At 69.3% G+C, this 20,286-nt stretch carries 20 protein-coding genes; 14 read left to right on the top strand and 6 right to left on the bottom strand.

Features of this window, described 5'->3' with window-relative positions:
* The first annotated feature begins 22 nt into the window (after positions 1 to 22).
* From F784_RS0105525 to F784_RS0105495, 7 genes are all read left to right on the top strand, one after another.
* A complete protein-coding gene (locus F784_RS0105525; protein WP_157465035.1) occupies positions 23 to 274 on the top strand; it encodes a hypothetical protein in 252 nt (83 codons plus the stop codon).
* 1 nt (position 275) lies between these two features.
* On the top strand, positions 276 to 785 hold the full coding sequence (locus F784_RS0105520) for a LeuD/DmdB family oxidoreductase small subunit (protein ID WP_019585716.1): 510 nt from the start codon (positions 276 to 278) through the stop codon (positions 783 to 785).
* A 9-nt stretch (positions 786 to 794) separates the two neighbouring features.
* Positions 795 to 1,127, top strand: coding sequence for a zinc finger motif protein (locus tag F784_RS0105515; RefSeq protein WP_019585715.1), 333 nt, complete (start codon positions 795 to 797; stop codon positions 1,125 to 1,127).
* A gap of 61 nt (positions 1,128 to 1,188) precedes the next feature.
* Entirely contained in the window at positions 1,189 to 1,362 is a 174-nt protein-coding gene (gene lysW, locus F784_RS0105510) for a lysine biosynthesis protein LysW (RefSeq protein ID WP_019585714.1), read from the top strand.
* A gap of 79 nt (positions 1,363 to 1,441) precedes the next feature.
* Entirely contained in the window at positions 1,442 to 2,338 is an 897-nt protein-coding gene (lysX, locus tag F784_RS0105505; protein WP_019585713.1) for a lysine biosynthesis protein LysX, read from the top strand.
* 388 nt (positions 2,339 to 2,726) lie between these two features.
* Positions 2,727 to 3,242, top strand: a complete 516-nt coding sequence (locus tag F784_RS24410; protein WP_019585712.1) for a MarR family winged helix-turn-helix transcriptional regulator — start codon at positions 2,727 to 2,729, stop codon at positions 3,240 to 3,242.
* Positions 3,239 to 5,344 (top strand): MDR family MFS transporter, encoded by a 2,106-nt coding sequence (locus tag F784_RS0105495; RefSeq protein ID WP_019585711.1) that lies wholly within the window; start codon positions 3,239 to 3,241, stop codon positions 5,342 to 5,344. Before F784_RS24410 ends, F784_RS0105495 begins: the two co-directional genes overlap by 4 nt.
* Before the next feature lie 566 nt (positions 5,345 to 5,910).
* Here F784_RS0105495 and F784_RS0105490 read toward each other — a convergent pair.
* From F784_RS0105490 to F784_RS22365, 3 genes are read right to left on the bottom strand one after another with little or no spacing between them, the layout of a single operon-like run.
* Positions 5,911 to 6,615, bottom strand: coding sequence for a DUF4388 domain-containing protein (locus F784_RS0105490; protein WP_019585710.1), 705 nt, complete (start codon positions 6,613 to 6,615; stop codon positions 5,911 to 5,913).
* A gap of 14 nt (positions 6,616 to 6,629) precedes the next feature.
* Complete coding sequence (locus F784_RS0105485) at positions 6,630 to 8,099, bottom strand: NAD(P)H-hydrate dehydratase (RefSeq protein ID WP_026332289.1); 1,470 nt, start codon at positions 8,097 to 8,099, stop codon at positions 6,630 to 6,632.
* Between the two features lies 1 nt (position 8,100).
* Complete coding sequence (locus F784_RS22365; RefSeq protein ID WP_019585708.1) at positions 8,101 to 8,952, bottom strand: tetratricopeptide repeat protein; 852 nt, start codon at positions 8,950 to 8,952, stop codon at positions 8,101 to 8,103.
* Between the two features lie 63 nt (positions 8,953 to 9,015).
* Here F784_RS22365 and rsmA point away from each other — a divergent pair, with 63 nt between their 5' ends.
* The 5 genes from rsmA (at position 9,016) to F784_RS0105450 (ending at position 14,032) form a co-directional block, all read left to right on the top strand.
* Positions 9,016 to 9,873 (top strand): 16S rRNA (adenine(1518)-N(6)/adenine(1519)-N(6))-dimethyltransferase RsmA, encoded by an 858-nt coding sequence (gene rsmA, locus F784_RS0105470; RefSeq protein WP_019585707.1) that lies wholly within the window; start codon positions 9,016 to 9,018, stop codon positions 9,871 to 9,873.
* A gap of 100 nt (positions 9,874 to 9,973) precedes the next feature.
* Positions 9,974 to 10,915: a carbohydrate kinase family protein gene (locus tag F784_RS0105465; protein ID WP_019585706.1), complete on the top strand. Its 942-nt coding sequence runs from the start codon at positions 9,974 to 9,976 to the stop codon at positions 10,913 to 10,915.
* A 92-nt stretch (positions 10,916 to 11,007) separates the two neighbouring features.
* On the top strand, positions 11,008 to 11,742 hold the full coding sequence (locus tag F784_RS0105460) for a tyrosine-protein phosphatase (protein ID WP_019585705.1): 735 nt from the start codon (positions 11,008 to 11,010) through the stop codon (positions 11,740 to 11,742).
* A 62-nt stretch (positions 11,743 to 11,804) separates the two neighbouring features.
* Entirely contained in the window at positions 11,805 to 12,410 is a 606-nt protein-coding gene (locus tag F784_RS0105455; RefSeq protein ID WP_019585704.1) for a hypothetical protein, read from the top strand.
* Positions 12,411 to 12,493: 83 nt separating this feature from the next.
* Positions 12,494 to 14,032 carry a gamma-glutamyltransferase family protein gene (locus tag F784_RS0105450; RefSeq protein WP_083939150.1) on the top strand — a complete coding sequence of 513 codons (1,539 nt, stop codon included), beginning with the start codon at positions 12,494 to 12,496 and terminating at the stop codon, positions 14,030 to 14,032.
* On the opposite strand, the gene F784_RS0105445 is transcribed toward F784_RS0105450, so the two are convergent.
* On the bottom strand, positions 14,033 to 14,854 hold the full coding sequence (locus F784_RS0105445) for an SDR family oxidoreductase (RefSeq protein WP_019585702.1): 822 nt from the start codon (positions 14,852 to 14,854) through the stop codon (positions 14,033 to 14,035).
* Positions 14,855 to 15,196: 342 nt separating this feature from the next.
* Entirely contained in the window at positions 15,197 to 17,542 is a 2,346-nt protein-coding gene (gene recG / locus F784_RS0105440) for an ATP-dependent DNA helicase RecG (protein WP_026332287.1), read from the bottom strand.
* A gap of 108 nt (positions 17,543 to 17,650) precedes the next feature.
* Here recG and cax point away from each other — a divergent pair, with 108 nt between their 5' ends.
* Both cax and F784_RS0105430 read left to right on the top strand, forming a co-directional pair.
* Complete coding sequence (gene cax, locus F784_RS0105435; RefSeq protein WP_019585700.1) at positions 17,651 to 18,730, top strand: calcium/proton exchanger; 1,080 nt, start codon at positions 17,651 to 17,653, stop codon at positions 18,728 to 18,730.
* Between the two features lie 107 nt (positions 18,731 to 18,837).
* The gene (locus tag F784_RS0105430; RefSeq protein WP_169405640.1) at positions 18,838 to 19,458 is read left to right on the top strand and encodes a class I SAM-dependent methyltransferase; all 621 of its coding nucleotides are present in this window, start codon (positions 18,838 to 18,840) and stop codon (positions 19,456 to 19,458) included.
* Between the two features lie 33 nt (positions 19,459 to 19,491).
* Here F784_RS0105430 and F784_RS0105425 read toward each other — a convergent pair whose 3' ends face one another.
* Entirely contained in the window at positions 19,492 to 20,286 is a 795-nt protein-coding gene (locus tag F784_RS0105425; protein WP_019585698.1) for a Cof-type HAD-IIB family hydrolase, read from the bottom strand.

Here is a 20,286-nt window from a genome sequence, read left to right as displayed (position 1 = left end):
GGGCGAAAACTTCTTGCCTTGCTTGGAACTCCTCGCTCGCGTGGGTGAAACTACCCTCGACGATGGGCTTAAAGGGGCTTTTGAGGGAGGTTTGAAAGGCACGGATTACGACGGGAACGTGTGGTACGACCTTTCGCTCGGGATGCTGACGGTCGGTGTTGCGAAAGAGGAAAGCGGCAAGGTTTTTCTGCGTGTGAATGCTCCTCATGGTTTTGCGCGAGCGGTTGATGCCGTGACCTTTGCCTGTGCCTCTTACCGTCTGGAGATCAACTGACATGCCCCGCCTCTGGAAATTCGGCGACTCCGTCAACACCGACGACATCCTGCCCGGCAAGTTCGCCCCCTTCATGGCGGGCGAGGACGTGTTTCAAACCTTCGCCTTCCACTACATCCGGCCCGAGTTCGCCTCACAGGTGCGGCCCGGTGACGTGCTGATCGGCGGGCGCAACTGGGGCCTGGGCTCCAGCCGCGAGTACGCCCCGCAGGCGCTCAAAAAGCTCCAGATCGGCGGCATCGTCGCGCCCTCCTTCGCGCGCATCCACTACCGCAACCTGCTCAACCTGGGCATCCCCGCCTTCGAGGCCGACCTGACCGGGGTGCTTCAGGACGGCGACGAGGTCAGGCTGGACGCCCAGACCGGCGAGCTGACCTATGCGGGCGGCACCCTCCAGCTTCCGCCGCCGCCCGAGTTTCTGCGCGAGGCGCTGCGGGAGGGGAGCATCCTGGCCTTTTTCAAGAAGTACGGGCGCTTTCCGGGGGAACGGCCACAGGAGCCCACCCCGTAAACTGGGGCCATGGCGACCCTGGAAATTGATTGCCCCGTGTGCGCGGAGGTGCTGGAACTCAGCGACGCCGACCGCGCTGACTTGTCGGTGGGCGATGTGATCGTGTGCGACTCCTGCAACGCCGAGATGGAAGTGACCCGCAACGGCCCCGGCGAGGACTTCGAGCTGGAGCTGCTGGGCGTGCTGACCACCTGCCCCAACTGCGGCGAGGAATTCGACGTGACCGAGGACATGCTGGCCGAGGCCCCCATCATCGAGGCCCAGGCCGGACACGTGGCGAGCATCGTCTCCTGTCCCCACTGCCGCGCCCGCATCGAACTGGAGTTCGAGGAGGCAGAGTAACCTAGACAATAATGCCTGTAAATTTTTAGGAGCGTTAGCCTGCCATTCGCAAGGAGAAGTTATGCTCACCATTCAATTTGAAAACCCGGAGACAGGCGCCACCATCGAACTCACCGACCCCGAACTCGGCGAACTCGTCATCGACGACGAGACCGGGGTGGAGTACGAGGTGGTGTCCATCGATCCTCCCCGGCTGGAGCAGGCCCCGCAGGAAGCGGAGGACTGGGGAGAATAAGCGTTCAGCCATCGGCGTTCAGCCGTCAGCCGGGGTGCTGACCGCTGAGCGCTGACGGCTGACTGCTCCCCGGAGCCCTATGGCCGAACTCGCCGTTCTGTACGACCGCATCCGCCCCGACGAGAAGATGCTCTTCGAGGCGCTGGACAGCCTTGGCGTGCCCTACGACAAGGTGTACACGCCGCAGCTGCGAGTGACCTTCGACGATGCGGGGCGGGTGCCCTGGCGTGTGGCGCTCGAACGCTGCGTGAGCCAGTCGCGCGGGCACGCCGTCACCCGGGCGCTGGAAGGCCTGGGCGTGCGGGTCATCAACCCCTCGCAGGTGATCGAGCTGTGCGGCGACAAGCTCGCCACAAACGCGGCGCTGGCCCGTGCTGGGTTGCCCACCCCCCGAACCGGCGTGGCCTTCGACGGCGAAGCCGCATTGCAACTCATCGAGGAACTGGGTTACCCGGTCGTCCTCAAGCCCACCGTCGGCTCCTGGGGCCGCATGGTGAGCCGCATCAACGACCGCGACGCCGCCGAGGCGATCATCGAGCATAAGGAGGTGCTGGGCGGTCCGCAGCACGGCGTCTTCTATGTGCAGGAGCTGATCAACAAGCCGGGGCGCGACATCCGCGCCTTCGTGGTGGGCGGCGAGTGCATCGGGGCGATCTACCGCACCTCGGAGCACTGGATCACGAACACGGCGCGCGGCGCGAAGGCGAGCAACTGCCCCGTCACGCCCGAGATCGCGGACCTCGCCCGGCGGGCCGCCGCCGCCGTGTCCGGCGAAATCGTCGCCATCGACCTCGTCGAGGACGCGCAGCGCCGCAACGAGTGGGGGGGCCTCCTCGTCATCGAGATCAACCACACGATGGAGTTCAAGAACTCGGTGAGCACCACGGGCGTCGACATTCCCCGCCAGATGGGGGAGTACGCGCTGGGTCTGCTCAGGGGCACGGCCTCCAGAGAAGCTGTTCCTGAATCGGTCTGATAGGCGGGTTCGACCAGGGGTGTCACCCTGAGCGCATGTTCAGAGTCCCGCCTACTCGCGCCGTTGGCGATGCTTTGCCTGCGGCCCAGCATGACAGTGGGGTGGGCTCCACGCCCGGCTGGACTCGTTCGGGGTAAAGGCCGAATCCCCGGCCCCGGGCTCACCCAAAACCTGCGGCGGTTCTCCAATCACGCGGAAGCCGCCACTTGCCCTGATCCATTCGGCGGTCTGTTCACGCCCTGGTCCCGAAAAGCGCTCAACGCTCCTGCTTGAATCCCAAGACGAGGAGCCTAAGCGCTCTGGCTTAGGCTCCTCGCCGGGCTTGATCTGGCGACGTTTGGGGTCCATCATACCGTCTTATGATTGAGATACTTCCAAGCTTGGAACCATGATGAACAAGACGGCCCAGGCCAATGCTCCGAACGGGGACACCGGCACCGACGCCGTCCAGCTCGGCCAGGAGATGCGGCGGCTGCACCGCCTGATCAGCGGGCGCGTGTTGCTGAACATGCAAGACGAGCTTCAGGACCATGACCTGACCTTTACCCAGATGACGGCCCTGCACCAGCTTCGCGCCCAGGCACCCCTGACCGTGACGACGTTGGCGGAACGCGCCCGGCTGAGCCTGCCCGCCGCCAGCCACCTCGTCGAGCGGCTGGTGCGCCGGGGTCTGGCCGAACGCCGCGAGAACCCGGACAACCGCCGGGAGAAGCTCGTCGTTCCCACCGCGCAGGGGCTGGACATCGTGACCCGGATGGACGCGCGCTTTATCCGGGCCTACGAGGACGCCTTCCGCGAGGTGCGCCCCGAGACGATCCGCGCCGCCGCCGCCGCCGTCCGCGCCCTGGTCGCCGAGGTTAGTCCGGGCCCCGGCTGTGCCCCCCCCTCCCAGGAGGATTCATGACTGCACCCACTGAAACCCCTCCCGCACGCATCAACTACGCGCAGACACTCGATATGGGCACCAAGCGCGTGATCCTGTTCGGCGTGCTGCTGGGGCTGTTTCTCAGCGCGCTCGACCAGACCATCGTGGCGACGGCCATGCCGCGCATCACCCAGGACCTCAACGGGCTCTCGCTGTACACCTGGGTCACCACCGCCTATCTCCTCACGAACACGGCCCTCGTGCCCATCTACGGCAAGCTGTCGGACCTGTACGGCCGCAAGCCCATCCTGATGATCGGGATCGTCATCTTCCTGCTGGGCTCGGCGCTGTGTGGTCTGGCGGGGGAACCCTTCCTCGGCAACCTCTTCGGCGGTGGGATGATGCAGCTCGTCGTGTTCCGCGGCCTCCAGGGCGTGGGGGCGGCGGCGCTCGGCTCGGTCGCCTTTGCGATCATCGCCGACCTGTTCGAGCCCATCGACCGGCCCCGCTACCAGGGCCTGTTCGGCGCGGTGTTCGGCCTGAGCAGCGTGATCGGGCCGCTGCTGGGCGGCTTCCTGACTGACAACATCTCCTGGCGCTGGGTGTTTTACGTGAACCTGCCGCTGGGGCTCATCGCCCTCGCCTTTATCGCCAGCAAGATGCCCCGCCTCGCCAGCGGTCTCCAGGCGCGGGTGGACTGGCTGGGCGCCTTTTTGATCCTGGTCTTCACCGTGCCGCTGCTGCTCGCCCTAACCTGGGGTGCGGACGGCAACTATGCCTGGACGAGTCCCACCATTCTGGGCCTCTTTGGCCTGAGCGCCGCCGCCCTGATCGCCTTCCTCTTCGCGCAGTCCCGGCATCCCAGCCCCATCCTGCCTCTGGCCCTCTTCCGCAACCCGACCTTTGCATGGGGCGCCGTCGCGCGCTTCCTGATTGGCGCGGGTTTCCTGGGGGCGATCCTCTTCCTGAGCCTGTACCTCGTGCAGGTGCAGGGCGTGAGCGCCACCAAGGCGGGGACCGCCACCATTCCGCTGACGGTGGGCCTGATCATCGGCGCTATCGGCTCGGGGCAGATCGCCAGCCGCATCGGGCGGTACAAGCCGCTCATGCTGATCGGCCTGGTCGTCGCCGCGCTGGGCTTTTTCAGCCTCAGCACCCTGAATGCCGACACGCCCTACTCCGGCGTGGTGCTGCGGATGGTCCTGCTGGGCCTGGGCCTGGGTCCCGCGCTGCCGCTGTACACGACCGCCCTGCAACTCTCGGTCAAGCCCTGGGAGATCGGCGTGGCGACGAGCGCCGGGCAGTTCTTCCAGCAGATGGGGAGCACCATCGGCACCGCCATCTTCGGCGCGGTTCTCACGGCGGGCCTGACCACCAACCTCGCCACCCAGTTCGCCGCGCAGGCCGCCGCGCAGCAGGGCACCGTCGCCACCACCCTGAACAGCATCAGCGAGGGGATTCGCAGCGGGTCGGGCGGGAGCGGCAACCAGGACCGCAACGCCGCGCCGCAGAGCCCGGAGCAGATCCGGGCGACCTTCGCCAACCTTCGCCGGAACGTGACCCAGGCCATCGAGACGGGTGACCGGGAGGCCATCGCCGCAATCCAGAACAACAAGACGCTGCCCGCCGAGGCGAAGAAGCAGCTCACCGACATCCCCGCCGGGGGCGTGGCGGCGGGCGTGACCGCTGGATTCGGGCAGGCGTACAACGCCGTCGTCGCGGCCGTGAACAGCGGCGACTCCGCCCGCCTGGCCGCCGTGGCCGCCAACCCGCAGCTTCCCGCCCAGTTGCGCGCCCGTCTCTCGCAGATTCCCGCGCAGGCCCTCGCCAGCCCGCAGGCCCGGGGTCAAATCCTGGCCGGGATCAGGCAGGGGCTGGATGCGGCCGCCCCCGCCGCCGCCCAGCAGGCGCAGCAGCAAGCACTCAGCGCCGCCCTGAAGGGTGTGGACGACGGCGAGCAGGTCGCCCTCGTGAGCGCCCGCGCGACGAGGGTCGCCTTCGCGCAGACCATCGCCACCATCTACCGTTACTCCATCCTGGTGGCCGCCCTCGCCTTCCTCGCCACGCTGATGATGCCCAACCTCAGCATGCCGACGCGGCAGAAGGGCGAGCGAATGGCCCCGGCCCACGCCGAAATCTGAGCAGGACAGGAGGGGAGGCGGGCGTGATGAATACACGTCCGCCTCTCTTTTCTTGAGCTTGAGTGTGAGCGGCCCTCACTGCGCCGTCTGAAAAGGGAGACTCGCCCTGGACGCGAGGTCTGTTCACCCCCTTTGCAAGCAGCTCTGCGAGTTCCAGCCTCCTCCCGGGGATGCTTGATGCGAAATGAGAACTTGGGGGAAGTAGGGTGTTCGTTGTCTGGCACGAGGACGAGCTGCGCTCGTCACCCTTCCCCTTTGCGGGAGAGGGAGAAAAAGACTTCGTTCTAGCAGACGTTTTCCCCATTTCACTACAGGCGTTCAAGGGGCACTACAGGCGTTCAAGGGGGAGGAGCTTTGTTGTCGAGCTACACGACCTTTTCCTCTATGAAAGTCCTACGTGCAGTGCTCAGCCCACAGAGGGGGAGGGAGCAATACGGCATAGCTCCGATTCCCGAACAGCCGGGAGAGCACCAGATATTCCTCCATCTGCGTCATCCCGTATTCTTTGCCACTCGCTCCGCTCGGATGATTCCCTGGGATCATCGCAATTTGGTAGAAACCTTCCCCTAACGCAGGTGCTTTTCCTCCCAGATCAGGTCGCGCAGGACCCAACCGCTGCCGGGAAAGCGCAGTCCCGCGCGGATCTCGGCGAGGAGGTGGTCGCGCACAGCCCACTCGCCTTGGCCCCCGGCGATCACCTCGCCGAGGTTATGTTCGCCGTCCAGCGCCTTTGCCACGGGGGAGGGGGCCACCCGGGTCGTGCCCGAGCGCAGGCGCAGGCTGTGCCAGGCATAGCGACCAGTGGGCTCGGCCCGGCCCTGCCGCACCGCCTCGGCGAGGGTCTGGGCGACGTCAAAGAGGGGCAGCTCGGCCTGCCGCGCTGCGCCGCGCACGCTGCGGCCCTCGGGCTCATCGAAGAGCGGCACCCCTCCCTGAAACACCCGGCTGGGGCTGCCGATGACGGCGCAGACCTGCTCCCACTCGTCCGAGGCCCGCGCCCAGTCGGTCATGAAGTGGTCGTACGGGCCCAGGGGGGAGCCGGTCACGGCGCTCAGCTTGAACTCGAAACTCCCCTCGTCGGGGAGCATCGGGCTGGCGTGCAGCGCGTCTACACCCAGCCAGTCGAGGATGCCGCCGCCCACAACCTCGCCGCCCAGGAAGGCGACCGTGTAGGGCACCTCGGCCTTCACGTCGAGCACGCCGGTCTGCCGGGTGGTGTTCACCAATTCGAGAATCCCCATCAGGGGCAGGTCGGAGAGGAGTCCCTGCATGTGTGGGGTTCAGCCTACCCCATCCCCCGCAGGTCGAGCCATGCCCCCCCCAACTCCGCGCTCACGTCGGTGGCGATCAGGCCATAGCCGTGCTGCTCGCCCGCCCGCTCGCCCGCCCGCGCGTGCAGCCGCACACCGGCCACGGCGGCGTCAGGAGCCGAAAGGCCCTGTCCCAGCAGCGCGGCGATCACCCCGGAGAGCGTGTCCCCCATGCCCGCGCTCGCCATACCGGGATGCCCGCCCCGGCTGACACTCATGCCGCCCGCGTGTGCGACCACGGAGGGGCCGCCCTTGAGCACGAATACTCCCCCGAAGCGTTCTTGCAGGGCGCGGGCGCCGGTGAGAGGATCGCGCGTTACCTCCGCCGTGCTCGTCCCCAGCAGCCGCGCGGCCTCGCCGGGGTGGGGCGTCCACACACAGGCGGCGTGCCCGGCCCCGGCAAGTTCGGATTGCAGGGCGTCGGCGTCGAGCACTGTGGGGATATTCCAGGTGAGAACCTGCCGCGCCAGACGAGCGGCGTCCGGCCCCATCCCCATCCCCACACAGAGGGCGTCCGGCGCTCCATCCGCCCGCGCCTCCTCCAGCGCCCTACCCAAATCCGCGTGCCGCCGCACCATGAGTTCCGGCGTGACGAGGGGTACCTCGGCCGACGAGTGGACGGTCACCAGGCCCGATCCCGCCCGTAATGCCCCCAACCCCGCCAGAGCCGCCGCGCCCACCGTGCCCGGATGCCCCCCGATCACCCACACCCGCCCGGCCGTGCCTTTGTGGGCGTCCGCATGGCGCACCGGTAGCAACGCGCCGATCTCCTGGTCGGTGGGCCGGGTGGCGAGGGCCTCTTCCGCCCGCCACTCCGCGGGCACCCGCAGCGGCGCCAGCACGACCTCTCCGGCCTGGTGCGCGGCGGGACCAAACAGCAGCGCGGTCTTGAGACCGGTCAGGGTGACGGTCAGGTCGGCGCGGATGAACTCCTCCGGCGCATCCGCGTGCGCCGCATCCAGACCGCTCGGCAGGTCGATGGCGACGACCTTGACGCCCCCGGCCCGCGCCGCGTTCACCGCCCCCACGACCTCTGCCAGTTCCGGGCGCAGCGGCGGGGTGAAACCGGTCCCCAGCAACCCGTCCACGAGCACGTCGGCGTTCTGGGAAGCGCGTGTCACAGCCTGCGGCGTCAGCAGCCCAGGCCTCACCCCGAACGCCGCCAGCCGCCGCCGATTCAGCCGGGTGAGGGGATGCTTGGCCGGAGCGGCGAGGACTTCCACCCCATGTCCCAGCGCCGCGAGGTGCCGCGCGGCCACCAGGGCGTCCCCGCCGTTCGCGCCCCCCCCGGCGAGGAGCAAGACCTGGTGCCCGGGGAAGCGCCCGTGAACGGCGTCCGCCACCACCCGGCCCGCCTCCTCCATGGCGAGGTCGAGGAGGCCCGCCGCTTCCAGCCGCGCGTCGAGGGCGCGCACTCCCCCCGGCGAGTACACACGTTCGGGCACCCTAGCCCACCGCCCCGCGCACGATCAGGAACAGCACCAGAATCGCTGCCGCCAGCAGCACCCAGCGCAGGGTCCGCAGCCGGGCGTTCGTGCGGAACTGCTCGCGCATCTCTTCGCGTGTGTCCTCCTGCGAGCGCTTCACGCTCAGGCGCTGGGCGCGGCGGATTGAGCCCACCGACTCGTACACCTTGCCCTGCCGCCGCAGCGCCACGCCGAGGTTGTGGTGCGCCCCGTCGTAGTCGGGGTTCAGCCGCAGCACCTCGCGGTAACGCGCCTCCGCCTCCGCCGGGTGCCCCGACTCCAGCTCCAGGTTGCCGATGTTCGTGATCGCCCGGTAGTGGCCCGGGTCGGCGGTGAGCGCCTCCTCGAAAGTGGCGCGGGCCTCAAGAGGCTCCTCGCGCAGCGCGTGCAGCACACCGACCGCGTTCAGCGCCTCGGCGCGGGTCAGGGGGTGGGCGAGGACCGGGACCAGCCGCTCCCGCAAGGTACCCGGCTCTGTCTCACCGCCGCTCCCGTTGCCCAGCCCCTCTAGGGCCTCCAGCGCCGGGGTGAGCGCGTCGGGCGAGAGGAGCGAACTCAGCAGCGCCGCCTCGCCCGTCAGACCGCGAGCCCGCGCCGCCTCCAACGCCTCCTGGGTGGCGGCCCAACTGCGCCGCGCCTGGGCAAAGCGCCGCGCCCGCACGCCGTCCTGCACGCCGACCGCCCCGTCGAGCACGGCCACCACCTCGGGGGGAGCCCCCGCAAGGCGCGCGGCCGCCAGGGCCCGCCGCCACTCGCCCGCGCGGGCGAACGCCGTCCAGTCCCGGGGCGGATCGGCGGTGAGGGGTTCGGTGGGGCGGGCGGGGTCCGTCATGCGGGGAGTATACTGACGCGCCCGGCGCGGAGCCCTATCCGTGGCCGCCTCGACAGGACTCCCGTGACCCAACCCGACTCCACCCCCCCGACCGCCGACCTGCCGCTCTACTCGCCCGCCCGGGTGCGTTACCTCCTGACCCGCCACGGGCTCAGGCCCACCAAGAGCCTGGGGCAGAACTTCCTGATCGACGGGAACATCCTCCGCGCCATCGCCGAGGCGGGCGGCGCGGCCCCCGGCGTCCCGGTGCTGGAGGTCGGCCCAGGCCTGGGCGTCCTGACCCGCGAGATCGCCTCGCGGGGGGCCCAGGTCACCGCGCTGGAAAAGGACGAGCGCCTCAAACCCGTCCTGGTCGAGACGCTCGCCGGACTGGACGTGAACGTGGTGTGGGGCGACGCCCTCGACTTCGACTACGCCTCCCTCCCGGAGGGTACGCGCGTGATCGCCAACCTGCCGTACTACATCACCGGCGTGCTGCTGTCGCGCTTCATGGGGGCGCCGGGGGTCCTCTCGGCGACCGTCCTCGTGCAGAAGGAGGTCGCGCAGCGGCTCGCGGCCCACCCCGGCGACGACAACTACGGCTTCCTGAGCGCGCTGGCCGCCCTGCACGGCAGCGTTCGCCACGTGCGTGACGTGCCCCGCGGCGCCTTCCTGCCCGCCCCCGACGTGACGAGCAGCGTGGTGCGGCTGGACTTCGACCGCACGCGGCCGCTCCCCGACCCCGCCTTCCTGAAGTTCGTGGAGGCCGCCCTGCACCACCGCCGCAAGACGCTGCGGAACAACCTGCGCCTGGCGGGCTTCCAGGGGGAGGCGGTGGCCGGGGCGCTGGAGGCTGCGGGCCTGCGCCCCGACGTGCGGGCCGAGGACGTGCCCCTCTCACACCTGCTTGACGTTGCCCGGCGGCTCGGCGTGGTACGTTGAAAGCCGCGTTTCAAACGCCAGTTTGCCGTTCTGACGCCCGCGTCTCCCCGAGGAGCGCGGTGCATTGAGGGCCGTTCCAGGCTGGCCCGGAGGTTTCCCCGTGAAGTTTTACGTTATCGGTGACGTGACCGTCGATCACCTCTATCACCTTGACCGCCTGCCCGCCCCCGGAGAGGAGGTTGCCCCCAGGCGCGCCACCATGGAGCCCGGTGGGGCGGGCGGCACCATCAGCGTGACCCTGGCCCGGCTGGGCCACGCGGTGACGCTCGCCGCCCGCGTGGGCAACGACCCCTTCGCCGAATACGCGCTCGACCGCGTGCGCGAGAGCGGCGTCGTCCAGACCGCCATCCAGCGCGACCCCGACCACCTCACGAGCACGATCACCGTGATGCAGACGCCCGACGGCGCGCGCGCCATGATCAGTGACGGGTCCGCCAACCGCCAGCTCGACCCCGCCAAGCTCAAGAAAAAGGACATTGAGGGGGCCGATGCCCTGATCGTCAGCGCCTACAGCCTCACGGAAGGGCCGCAGCGCGAGTACACCCTGAGGGCCATCGAGGCCGCGCAGAAGGCCAAGAAACCCGTCCCCGTCTTCGTGGACCTGGGGACCGGCGCGGTGAACAAGGTGGGCACCGACCTGATCGAGAACGTGATTGGCGCCGATTACCTCACCCTCAATCAGCAGGAACTCCTGGCCCTCACGAACACGACGAGTATCAGCACGGCACTCGCCCAGCTCGGCGAGGCGGGCGCACGGCGGGTGGTCGTGAAGGTGGGGCGCCTGGGCAGCATCGTCTGGACCCCGACCGAGACCGAACTTGTCGACCCCATCCGGCCCGAGGGCAAGGTCGTGGACTCGACCGGCGCGGGCGACACCTTCACCGCCGCCTTCGCCCACGCCGTGCTGACTGGCCAGCCGCTCGCCCAGGCGGCCCGCACCGCCAACGCCGCCGGGGCGCTCGCTGCCACCCGGGTCGGAGCCCAGGCCCGGCCCATCACCCCGGCGGACCTGGAAGCGGCGCTGGCGCAGCCACCCAGGTAAGGCTGGTTCTCCCATCGCCCCGATCCGAGATGGTCGGGGCGTTTGCGTGGGAAGGAGCCGGAGGGCCACCCGCCTCGCTTACACTGCCGGGAATGACGTCCCTCGCCGCCCGCCGCCTCTCCTGGGGCCAGTGCCAGAACGCCCGCGACCTCGGCGGACTGCCCACGACCGATGGCCGTACCCTGCGCCCTCTCGCCCTGATTCGGAGTGACAACCACGACCGCCTGGGGGAGGCCGGGGTCATGGCCCTGCGCCAGGCGGGGGTGCGGCGGGTGGTGGACCTGCGCTCGGGTTGGGAGGCCGAGCGGTTCCCCAGTCCCCTCAAGGTTGCCCCCGAGTACCTGAACGTCCCCCTGTTCGACGAGGCGGACACAGAAGGGCGCGAACTCGTCCGGGCCGCCGAAACGGTCTTCGAGGTCTACCAGATCATGCTGGAGCGGTATCCACGTCATGTGGTGAACGCCCTGCGGGCCATCGCAGACGCCCCGGCAGGCGGGGTGGCCGTCCATTGCCACGCGGGCAAGGACCGGACGGGCGTGGTCATCGCCCTCGCCCTCCACGTGGCGGGCGTCGCCCCGGAGGTGATCACCGCGGACTTCGCGCTGACGGACGAATGTCTGCGGCGGCACTACGCCGAGGAGCTGGCCGCCGCCCCGGATGACGCGGCCCGTGCCCGCTGGAAGACCTTCCAGGTTGCGGAAGCAGGGACGATGCTCGCCACCATAAGCCACCTGCAAGGGCGGTACGGAAGTGTGGAGGGGTATCTCCGAGCAGGTGGGATGCAGGACGAAACCTTCCTGCATCTGCGGACCCGCCTCCGTGCGTGACGTGGACGGCGTTCCCTCGACTCAAAGCCGGAACGGCCCTCCCCGCCTGCTACCCTGCCCCCATGACCGCCGACCTGCTCCTGACCCGGCTGCTGCACGCCGGGGCCGTCTGGCGGGGCCTGCGTGACGAGGCGGCGCCCCTTCCCGACATCCCGGAAGTCTTCGCCCTCGTGCGTGACATGCCCTATGCCCGCGCAAGCACCCATGACCCGGCCGGAATCGCCCGCGAGTGGCGCGGCACGTGCAGCACCAAGCATGAACTCCTCGCCGCCCTGCTCGCCGAGCGCGGCCTGCGCAGCACCGTCATCGCCTGCACCCAGGAGATCGTGCCGCCACCCGGCGCCCCACCCGAACTCGTGGCCCTGACGGGTGGGCGGTCGGTGGTGGACATTCACAACTATCTGGTCGTGCATGCCCCGCAGGGCGACATGGTTGTGGACGCCACCTGGCCCTTGAACGCCGCCGGACTCCCCGTCAACCCGGCCTGGGTCTGGGGCGAGGATCAGCGGGTCGCCTGCATACCGCTCGAAACGTGGCCCGTCCCGGAAGGGGAGAGCGTGGCGGACTTCAAGGCCCGGCTGCTGCGCGAACGTTACACGCCTGAGGAGCTGGAACGGCGCGAGGCCTTTATCCGCGAGGTCGGACGGTTCTTCCTGACGGCACGCTGACCACCGTTCGTATTAGCCTGTCTCCCGTGACCTTCAACCCCGAGTATCCGACCGTCCGGCGGCCCATGTACGCCCGCTGGGGAATGGTTGCCACCAGCCAGCCTCTCGCCGCCCAGGCCGGGCTGAGCATCCTGCAAGCCGGGGGCAATGCCGTGGACGCGGCCATCGCCACCGCCGCCGCCCTGACGGTCGTGGAGCCCACGAGTAACGGCATCGGCGGCGACCTGTTCGCCCTGGTGTGGGCCGGAGGCGAGCTGCACGGCCTGAATGCCAGCGGTGCCGCACCCGCCGCCCTGACCCTGGACGCCCTGCCCGGCGGCGAGATGCCCCGGCACGGCTGGACGCCCGTCACCGTGCCCGGCGCGGTGCGCGGCTGGGCCGACCTCCACGTCCGCTTCGGCCGCCTGCCCTTCGCCGACGTGCTCGCGCCCGCCATCCGCTATGCCCGCGAGGGCTACCCGCTCTCGCCCGTCCTGGCGGCGGGCTGGGCGCGGGCCAGGGGCATCTACCGGAGCCTGAACCGAGAGGTCCTGGAGGAATGGTTCCGGGTCTTCGCGCCGGACAACTTCACGCCCGCACCGGGCTCCCTGTGGCGCAGTGAGGACCACGCCCGCACGCTGGAATTGATTGCCCAGACGGGGGGCGCCGCCTTTTACGAGGGCGAACTCGCCGAGAGGATCGACGCCCACGCCCGCGCGACCGGCGGCCTCCTCCGCGCCTCTGACCTCGCCGCCCACCGTTCGGAATGGGTCAAGCCCATCCACGCCCGTTACGGCGACCACCTCGTTCACGAGATTCCGCCCAACGGGCAGGGCATCGCCGCCCTGATCGCCCTCAATGTCCTGAATGGGATGGACCTGCCTGACCGCCGCGACGACCCGGATGGGCTGCACCTCCAGATCGAGGCGATGAAGCGCGGCTTCCACGACGCGCACACGTATGTGGGTGATCCCCGCCATGTGCCCGTGTACGTGGAGCGGCTGCTGGGCGAGGCCAACACCGCCAGCCACCGCACCTACCTCGGCGAGACGGCCCACGATCCCGCCACCCGCGCCCCGAGTACCGGGGGCACCGTCTACCTCGCCGCCGCCGATGGCGAGGGGGGGATGGTCAGCCTGATCCAGAGCAACTACATGGGCTTCGGCTCCGGCGTGGTGGTGCCCGGCACCGGCATCGCGCTGCACAACCGGGGGCACAACTTCCACCTCGACCCCGCGCACCCCAACGCCCTCGCGCCCGGGAAGCGGCCCTACCACACCATCATCCCCGGCTTCCTCTCGCGCGTAGACGGCACGCCGGTGGGCCCCTTCGGGGTGATGGGGGGCTTTATGCAGCCGCAGGGGCACCTCCAGGTCGTGCTGAACACGGTCCGCTACGGCATGAACCCCCAGCAGGCCCTCGACGCCCCGCGCTGGCAGTGGCTCAGCGGCAAGGGGGTGGAGGTCGAACACGCCCTCGGCGCCGGGCTCGCCCGTGCCCTCGCCGCCCGTGGGCATGAGGTGCGCGTGCAACTCGACTCCGGCTCCTTCGGCCGGGGCCAGATCATCTGGCGCAACCCGGAGACGGGCGTGCTGGAAGGCGGGACAGAGAGCCGAACGGACGGGCACGTCGCGGTCTGGTAATCAGCGCCCCACGTACTCCTCGCTGAGCGTCCACAACCGCTGCGCCGCCCCGTCGTCCAGCGCCCGCGGAGCGGGTTTGACCTCCCGTTCCCGGACGAAGTAGCGCCCGCTCGTACTCAGCTCAGGTTCGCTGGCGAGGTAGATACTGGTCCGCGCCCCCTGCTCGGGGCTGATGGCGAAGCGGTCGATGAGGCGCCACAGCAGGCTAGTTCCGCCGCCGTTGTTGTGCCCGAAGCCGGTTCTCACCATACCGGGATGCAGGCTGTTGCTCCTGACCCCCGGCTCGCGGCGGGCGAGTTCCCGCGCGAAGAGGATGTTCGCCAGTTTGCTCTGTGCATAGGCGCTCCATCCGCTGTACCCCCGGCGGAACTCGGGGTCGTCGAAGCGAATCCGCCCGAAGCGGTGTGCGTCCGAGGAGACGGTGACCACCCGGGGGTCCTGGGCCTGGTGCAGCAGCGGCAGCAATTCCCGCGTCAGCAGGAAGGGCGCAAGGTGATTGAGCGCCCAGGTCATCTCAATCCCCCCCCGCGTCTCCTGCCGCCGGGCGTAGTAGGCGCCCGCGTTGTTCACGAGCACGTCCAGCCTTCCGATCCGCTCGCGGAATTCGGCGGCAACCCGGCGCACCTGCACGAGTTCGGAGAGGTCGGCGATCAGGGCGTCCGCCGCGCCGACCTCCTGCGCCACCCGGGCCGTCTTCCCGGGGTCGCGGCCCACGATGACCACCCGCGCCCCCCGCCGCGCCAGCTCCCGCGCCGTCACCAGCCCGATGCCGTTCGTCGCGCCGGTAACCAGCACGGTCTTGTCGCCCATGGTCTGCGTCATCCCGGCAGGATAGAAGTGCCCCCCAGGCCGTGCGGCGTGAATGAAGACAATGCGGTGATCTTCAAGAAGGTAAGGCTGACCCCATCGGATCAGCCTCCCGGCGCGCGAGCTTCACCCGGCCCGCATATTATGATTGCGCTGATGCCCGAAGTGTACGGGCTGGCCTGTCACAGGACTATGACGATGACGTCAAGGTCGCGTCACCGGAAGAACGGGTAACCTTAAGCCCTCGGCGAGAGGCTCTTGCGGTCGCGGGACTGTTCGGGCCCGGGTGAGTCCCCGCTTGTCCCTGCCTGTTCTGCGGTGAGCAGTTCCCGTGCCACCCCCGAAAGCCGCCCCGCCTCAGATCACCTCGCGGAAGGCCACGCTCTGGCTGCGGTTCTGGAGTTCGCCCCGCAGGTACTGGAGCCGGGGATGCTCCAGCCGCGGGTCGTGCGCGAGGATGTGTTTGGCAAGTTCCCGCGCCCGCTCGATGATCTCCACGTCGCTGGCGAGGTCGCCCAGCTGCAGGTCGGGAATGCCGCTCTGCCGGGTGCCGCGAATCTCGCCGGGACCGCGCAGTTTCAGGTCCGCCTCCGCAATCACGAAGCCGTCCGTCGAGCCCTCGATAATCTTGAGGCGCTGTCGGGTCTTTTTGCTGTGCTCCCCCGCGATCAGGATGCAGTAGCTCTGCGCGCTGCCACGTCCCACCCGGCCCCGGAGCTGGTGAAGCTGCGAGAGCCCGAAGCGCTCAGCGTTCTCGATCACCATGACCGTCGCGTTGGGCACGTCCACCCCGACCTCGATCACCGTCGTCGAGACCAGAATGTCGAACTCCCGGGCCCGGAAGCGGTCCATCACGTATTCCTTCTCGGCCGCCGTCATCTTGCCGTGCAGCAGCTCAATGCGCGCTTCGGGCAGGATGGTTTTCAGGTCGTCGGCGAGTTGTGTGGCGGCCAGCAGCTCCAGGTTCTCGTTCTCCTCGATGAGCGCGGTGACGACGTACGCCTGCCGCCCCTCCCGAATCTGGCGCATCACGAAGCCGTACGCCTGCTGACGGTGCGTGTCCTGGATGAGCTTCGTCTCGACCGGGGTTCGGCCCGGCGGCAACTCGTCGATGATGGAGAGTTCCAAATCGCCATAAGCGGTCAGCGCGAGGCTGCGCGGAATGGGCGTGGCTGACATCACCAGCACGTCCGGGCGGCCCGCAAGCAGCTTGCGCCGCTGCATCACGCCGAAGCGGTGTTCCTCGTCCACCACGGCCAGCCCCAGGTTGTCGAAGCGCACGTTCTCCTGAATGAGCGCCTGGGTGCCCACGACCACGTCCACATCCCCATCCGCGATGCGCGTCTGCATCTCCAGCTTCTGCTTCGGCGTCATCGCGCCGATCAGGAGGCCCACCCGCACATCCAGTTGGGACAGATACCCGACGAGGTTCGCGTAATGCTGCCGCGCCAGAATCTCGGTCGGGGCCATGAGCGCCCCCTGATACCCGTCCCGCACGGCGAGGTAGAGCGCACACGCCGCCACCGCCGTCTTGCCGCTCCCCACATCCCCCTGCACCAGCCGCGCCATCTGCCGCTCCGAACGCATGTCGTCCGTGATCTCTAGCAGCACGCGGCGCTGAGCATTCGTGAACGCGAAGGGGAGGGCTGACTCGAAACGGCTGATATCCTCGCCCGTCGCCTGGAACCGCTTGCCGAGGAGCACGGCGTCCTCGCCCTGAAGGAGCACGCGCAATTCCAGGAAGAGGTACTCGTCAAAGCGCAGGCGGTGCATCGCCCGCTCCAGCTGCGCCTCGTCGCGCGGGAGATGGATGCCCCACAGCGCGTCCCCCAGGTCGGTCAGCCCGTACTGCCGCCGCCAGTGGGCGGGGAGGTAGTCGTCCAGCGGGGCGGCCCGGAGGGACCGGAACGCCGCCCGGCGCAGGAACTCCTGGCTGATGCCGTCCTTGGAGTCGTATACCCCCACGATCCGCCCGGTGCTCAGGCTGTCCTTGGCATCCTCCACCGTCTCCAGGTGCTCGACGCCGAGCTGCACGCTCCGCCCGAACTTCTTCGCCCGGCCCGTCAGCACCAGCCGCGCGCCCTCCTTGAGCTGCCGCTCGACCCACGGCTGGTTGAACCAGGACGCCCGGACCCGCCCGCCCGAGGGGGTCTCCAGCGTCACCTCCAGGATGAACATGTTCGGCTTGGGCTTGCGGCGCGACTTGGCGACGACCGTGCCCTCCACCGTCACCTTCTGCCCCTCCTCGACCTCGGAGAGATCGGGCAGGGCGCGGCGGTCCTCGTGGCGGTGGGGGTAGGCGTGCAGCACGTCGCGCACGGTTCGTAGGCCCAGCGACTGGAGCTTGCGTGCCCCACCCGGCCCGGTGTCCAATCGCGTCACCTCGGCGTCGATGGGGAGGCGTTCGCCGGGGGCCGCGGTGGGCACGGCGGGCTTGATGGGTGGGGCTGCGCGCGGGGCTTTCGCCGCCTTCTCCTGCCCGTCCAGCAGCGCGAGCGCCGCGTACAGAGCCTCCTCCCGACTGGCCGAGTCCAGCCCCGCGTACCCGCTCAGCGCCTCCCGGACCTGTGGAAAGGGACCGGCCAGTGGGGAGGCCAGCAGCCGCTCCAGCCCGCCCGCCACCACCCGATTCACGCAGCCCGAGGCGAGTTCCGCCACGAGCGGACGCCTGAGTCTCTCCCGCATTTCCGCGACCGTCGCCATCCTGGGGCAGGCTAACAGACGCACAGCGGGGGCTTCGTGTCCTGCGGCGGGCCTCCCCGAATTGCGGGTGAAGGTGCCGCGCCTCACCTTACGGCTACACTGCCGGGCATGAAGTGGCTCAATATCCTGCTGATCTTCCTGCCCATCGCGGTCTTCCTGGAAGTCACGCACGGCAGCCCGACGCTGATGTTCGTCAGCGCTGCCCTTGCCATCCTGCCTCTGGCGGGCATCATGGGGACGGCGACCGAGCAGCTCGCCGTTCGGGCGGGCAGCACGGTGGGCGGTCTGCTGAACGCCACCTTCGGCAACGCGACCGAGCTGATCATCGCCTTTTTCGCCCTCCAGGCGGGCAAGCTGGAGGTCGTGAAGGCCAGCATCGTCGGCTCGATCCTGGGGAACCTGCTCCTGGTGATGGGCCTGGCCGTGCTGTTGGGCGGCCTGAAGTACAAGGAGCAGCGCTTCAACCTGAAGTCGGCGGGGACGGTCGCCAGCCTGCTCGTGATCAGCGTGATCGCCCTGATGATCCCCACCATCTTCGACCTCGCGGCGCGGGCCATCGCCCCCGAACGGGTGGCGGCCCTCGACGTGAACCTCAGCGACGCCGCCGCCGTCGTCCTGATCCTGGTGTACGCCGGGTACATCTACTTCACCCTGGTCAGCCACCGCGACATCCTCTCGACCGCCGACGACGAGGGCGCCCATGACGAGCACGACGGCCCGCTCTGGAGCGTGCCCCGGGCCATCGGCGTGCTCGCCGCCGCCACGATTGCCGTCGCCTTCATGTCCGAGTTCCTGGTCGGCACGCTGGAGGAGGCCACCGCCGTCCTGGGCCTCACCGAGTTCTTCGTCGGCCTGATCCTGATCCCCATCATCGGCAATGCGGCCGAACATGCCGCCGCCGTGCTGTTCGCGCTGCGGAACAAGATGGACCTCTCCATGACCATCAGCCTGGGCTCGACGGTGCAGGTCGCCCTTCTCGTCGCGCCGCTGCTGGTGCTGGCGGGGCTGGTCGTCGGGCAGCCCATGAACCTCGTCGTGACGCCGCTGGAACTCGTCGCCATCTTTGGCGCCGTGATCATCGCCAACAGCGTCGTGCGGGACGGGGAGACGAACTGGCTGGAAGGGCTGCTGCTGCTGGCCGTGTACGCGATTCTGGGGCTGGCGGTGTTCTTCTACCCGGTGGAGTGAGGGCGATTCAGGATTCGGCCTCCCTTGCCACACGCAGCCGGGAGGCCGAACCTGTTTTCGGCGTCATGATCCCTGTCGTCACCCTCCCCCGGGTTACCCTCGGGGTGATGGGAGCTTACGACCGTCTCGCCGCAAGTTATGACCGTCTCTGGGGCCGCTACGCCCGGCGAACGGCCCACGAGGTGCTGGACGCGCTGCCACCCCTGGGGTCCGGCACCCTCCTCGATGTGGGCTGCGGCACGGGCATCCTGCTCGCGCTCGCCCGCGTCCGCTTTCCGGAGGCGCGGCTCGTCGGCGCCGAGCCCAGCACGGGAATGCGTGGGGTAGCCGCGCGCACCCTCGCCGGGCAGGGCGTGACTCTCCTCGCTTCCCCAGCCGAGGCCCTCGCGCTGCCGGACGCCTCGGTGGACGCCCTGACCTGCCTGAACGTCTTGCACTACCTCGAAGACCCGGCGGTTGCCCTCCGCGAGTGGTGGCGTGTGTTGCGGCCCGGGGGCATCCTTACCCTCCAAGATTATGTGCCGAACGGCCTGCCCGGTTTTACCCGGCTCGTCTCGCTGAACGACCGGGAACTGGTGCGGGTTTACACGGTGCCGGAACTGGCCGGTCTGCTGGAGGCGTCGGGGTTCGGCGGGGTCACGGCGCGGCCCTTTCGCATTGACCTGTTCTGGCGCGGCGGCCTGGCATCCGGCAGGCGTGATGAACAGGGATACGGCGCCCCCGGTTGACGGGCAGGCCCGCAGGCCAGAGGACGCTCCTCTCTACAACGTCAACGCCAGCCGCACCGCTTCCGCCAGTCCACCATCGTCCACATGACCGACGTGGTAACGCGCAGCCGCCCGCGCCTCCGCGTCGGCGTTGCCCATCGCCACTGGGTAACCGACCTCGCGCATAGCGGTCACGTCGTTGTGGCCGTCGCCGACCATCATGGTGCGTTCCAGGGGTACCCCGTACTCGGCGGCCACCCGCGCCACGGCGCTGCCCTTGCCGATCCCCGCGCGGGTCACGCTGATAAACATTGTGTCGGGCATCACCGGGCTGCCCGCCGGGTGGAGGTCCAGGCCGGGGTGAGGTTCGGCCTGCACCGCTGGCGACTCTGCGAGCGGCACCACCCACTGCGCCCGGACGCGTGTGCCGATCAGCGCCTCCGGGTCGCGCGGGACGAAGGGCACGCCGAGGAGTTCCGCGTGCCGCCGGGCGAGGTCACCGGGGCAGGTCACCCCGTATTCGTTGTCGGTGTACACCTCCAGCAACCGCCCTGTGGCGCGGGCTCGGACGAGCAATTCCTCCAGCGGCTCCACCGGTAGCGGTTCGGACAGGCTCGCGCCGCTGCCCACATTCACGATGGAGGCGCCGTTCTGGAAGATGTGCCAGCCGTCCGGGTCCAGCCGCCGCGCATAGGCGAGCGCGTTGCCAAAGGCGGGCCGCCCACTGCACAGCGCGATCCGCACACCCCTTGAGCGCGCGTCCGCCAGGGCGGCCCACACGTCCTCCCGCACCACGTTTCCGGTGCCCACGAGCGTTCCGTCCACATCCACACAGATCAGGCCAAGCAC

It is taken from the genome of Deinococcus apachensis DSM 19763, assembly GCF_000381345.1.
In the GTDB taxonomy this organism is placed as follows: Bacteria; Deinococcota; Deinococci; order Deinococcales; family Deinococcaceae; genus Deinococcus; species Deinococcus apachensis.
The sequence above is the reverse complement of the archived record's forward strand: the minus strand, read 5'-3'. Positions and strand labels throughout refer to the sequence as shown.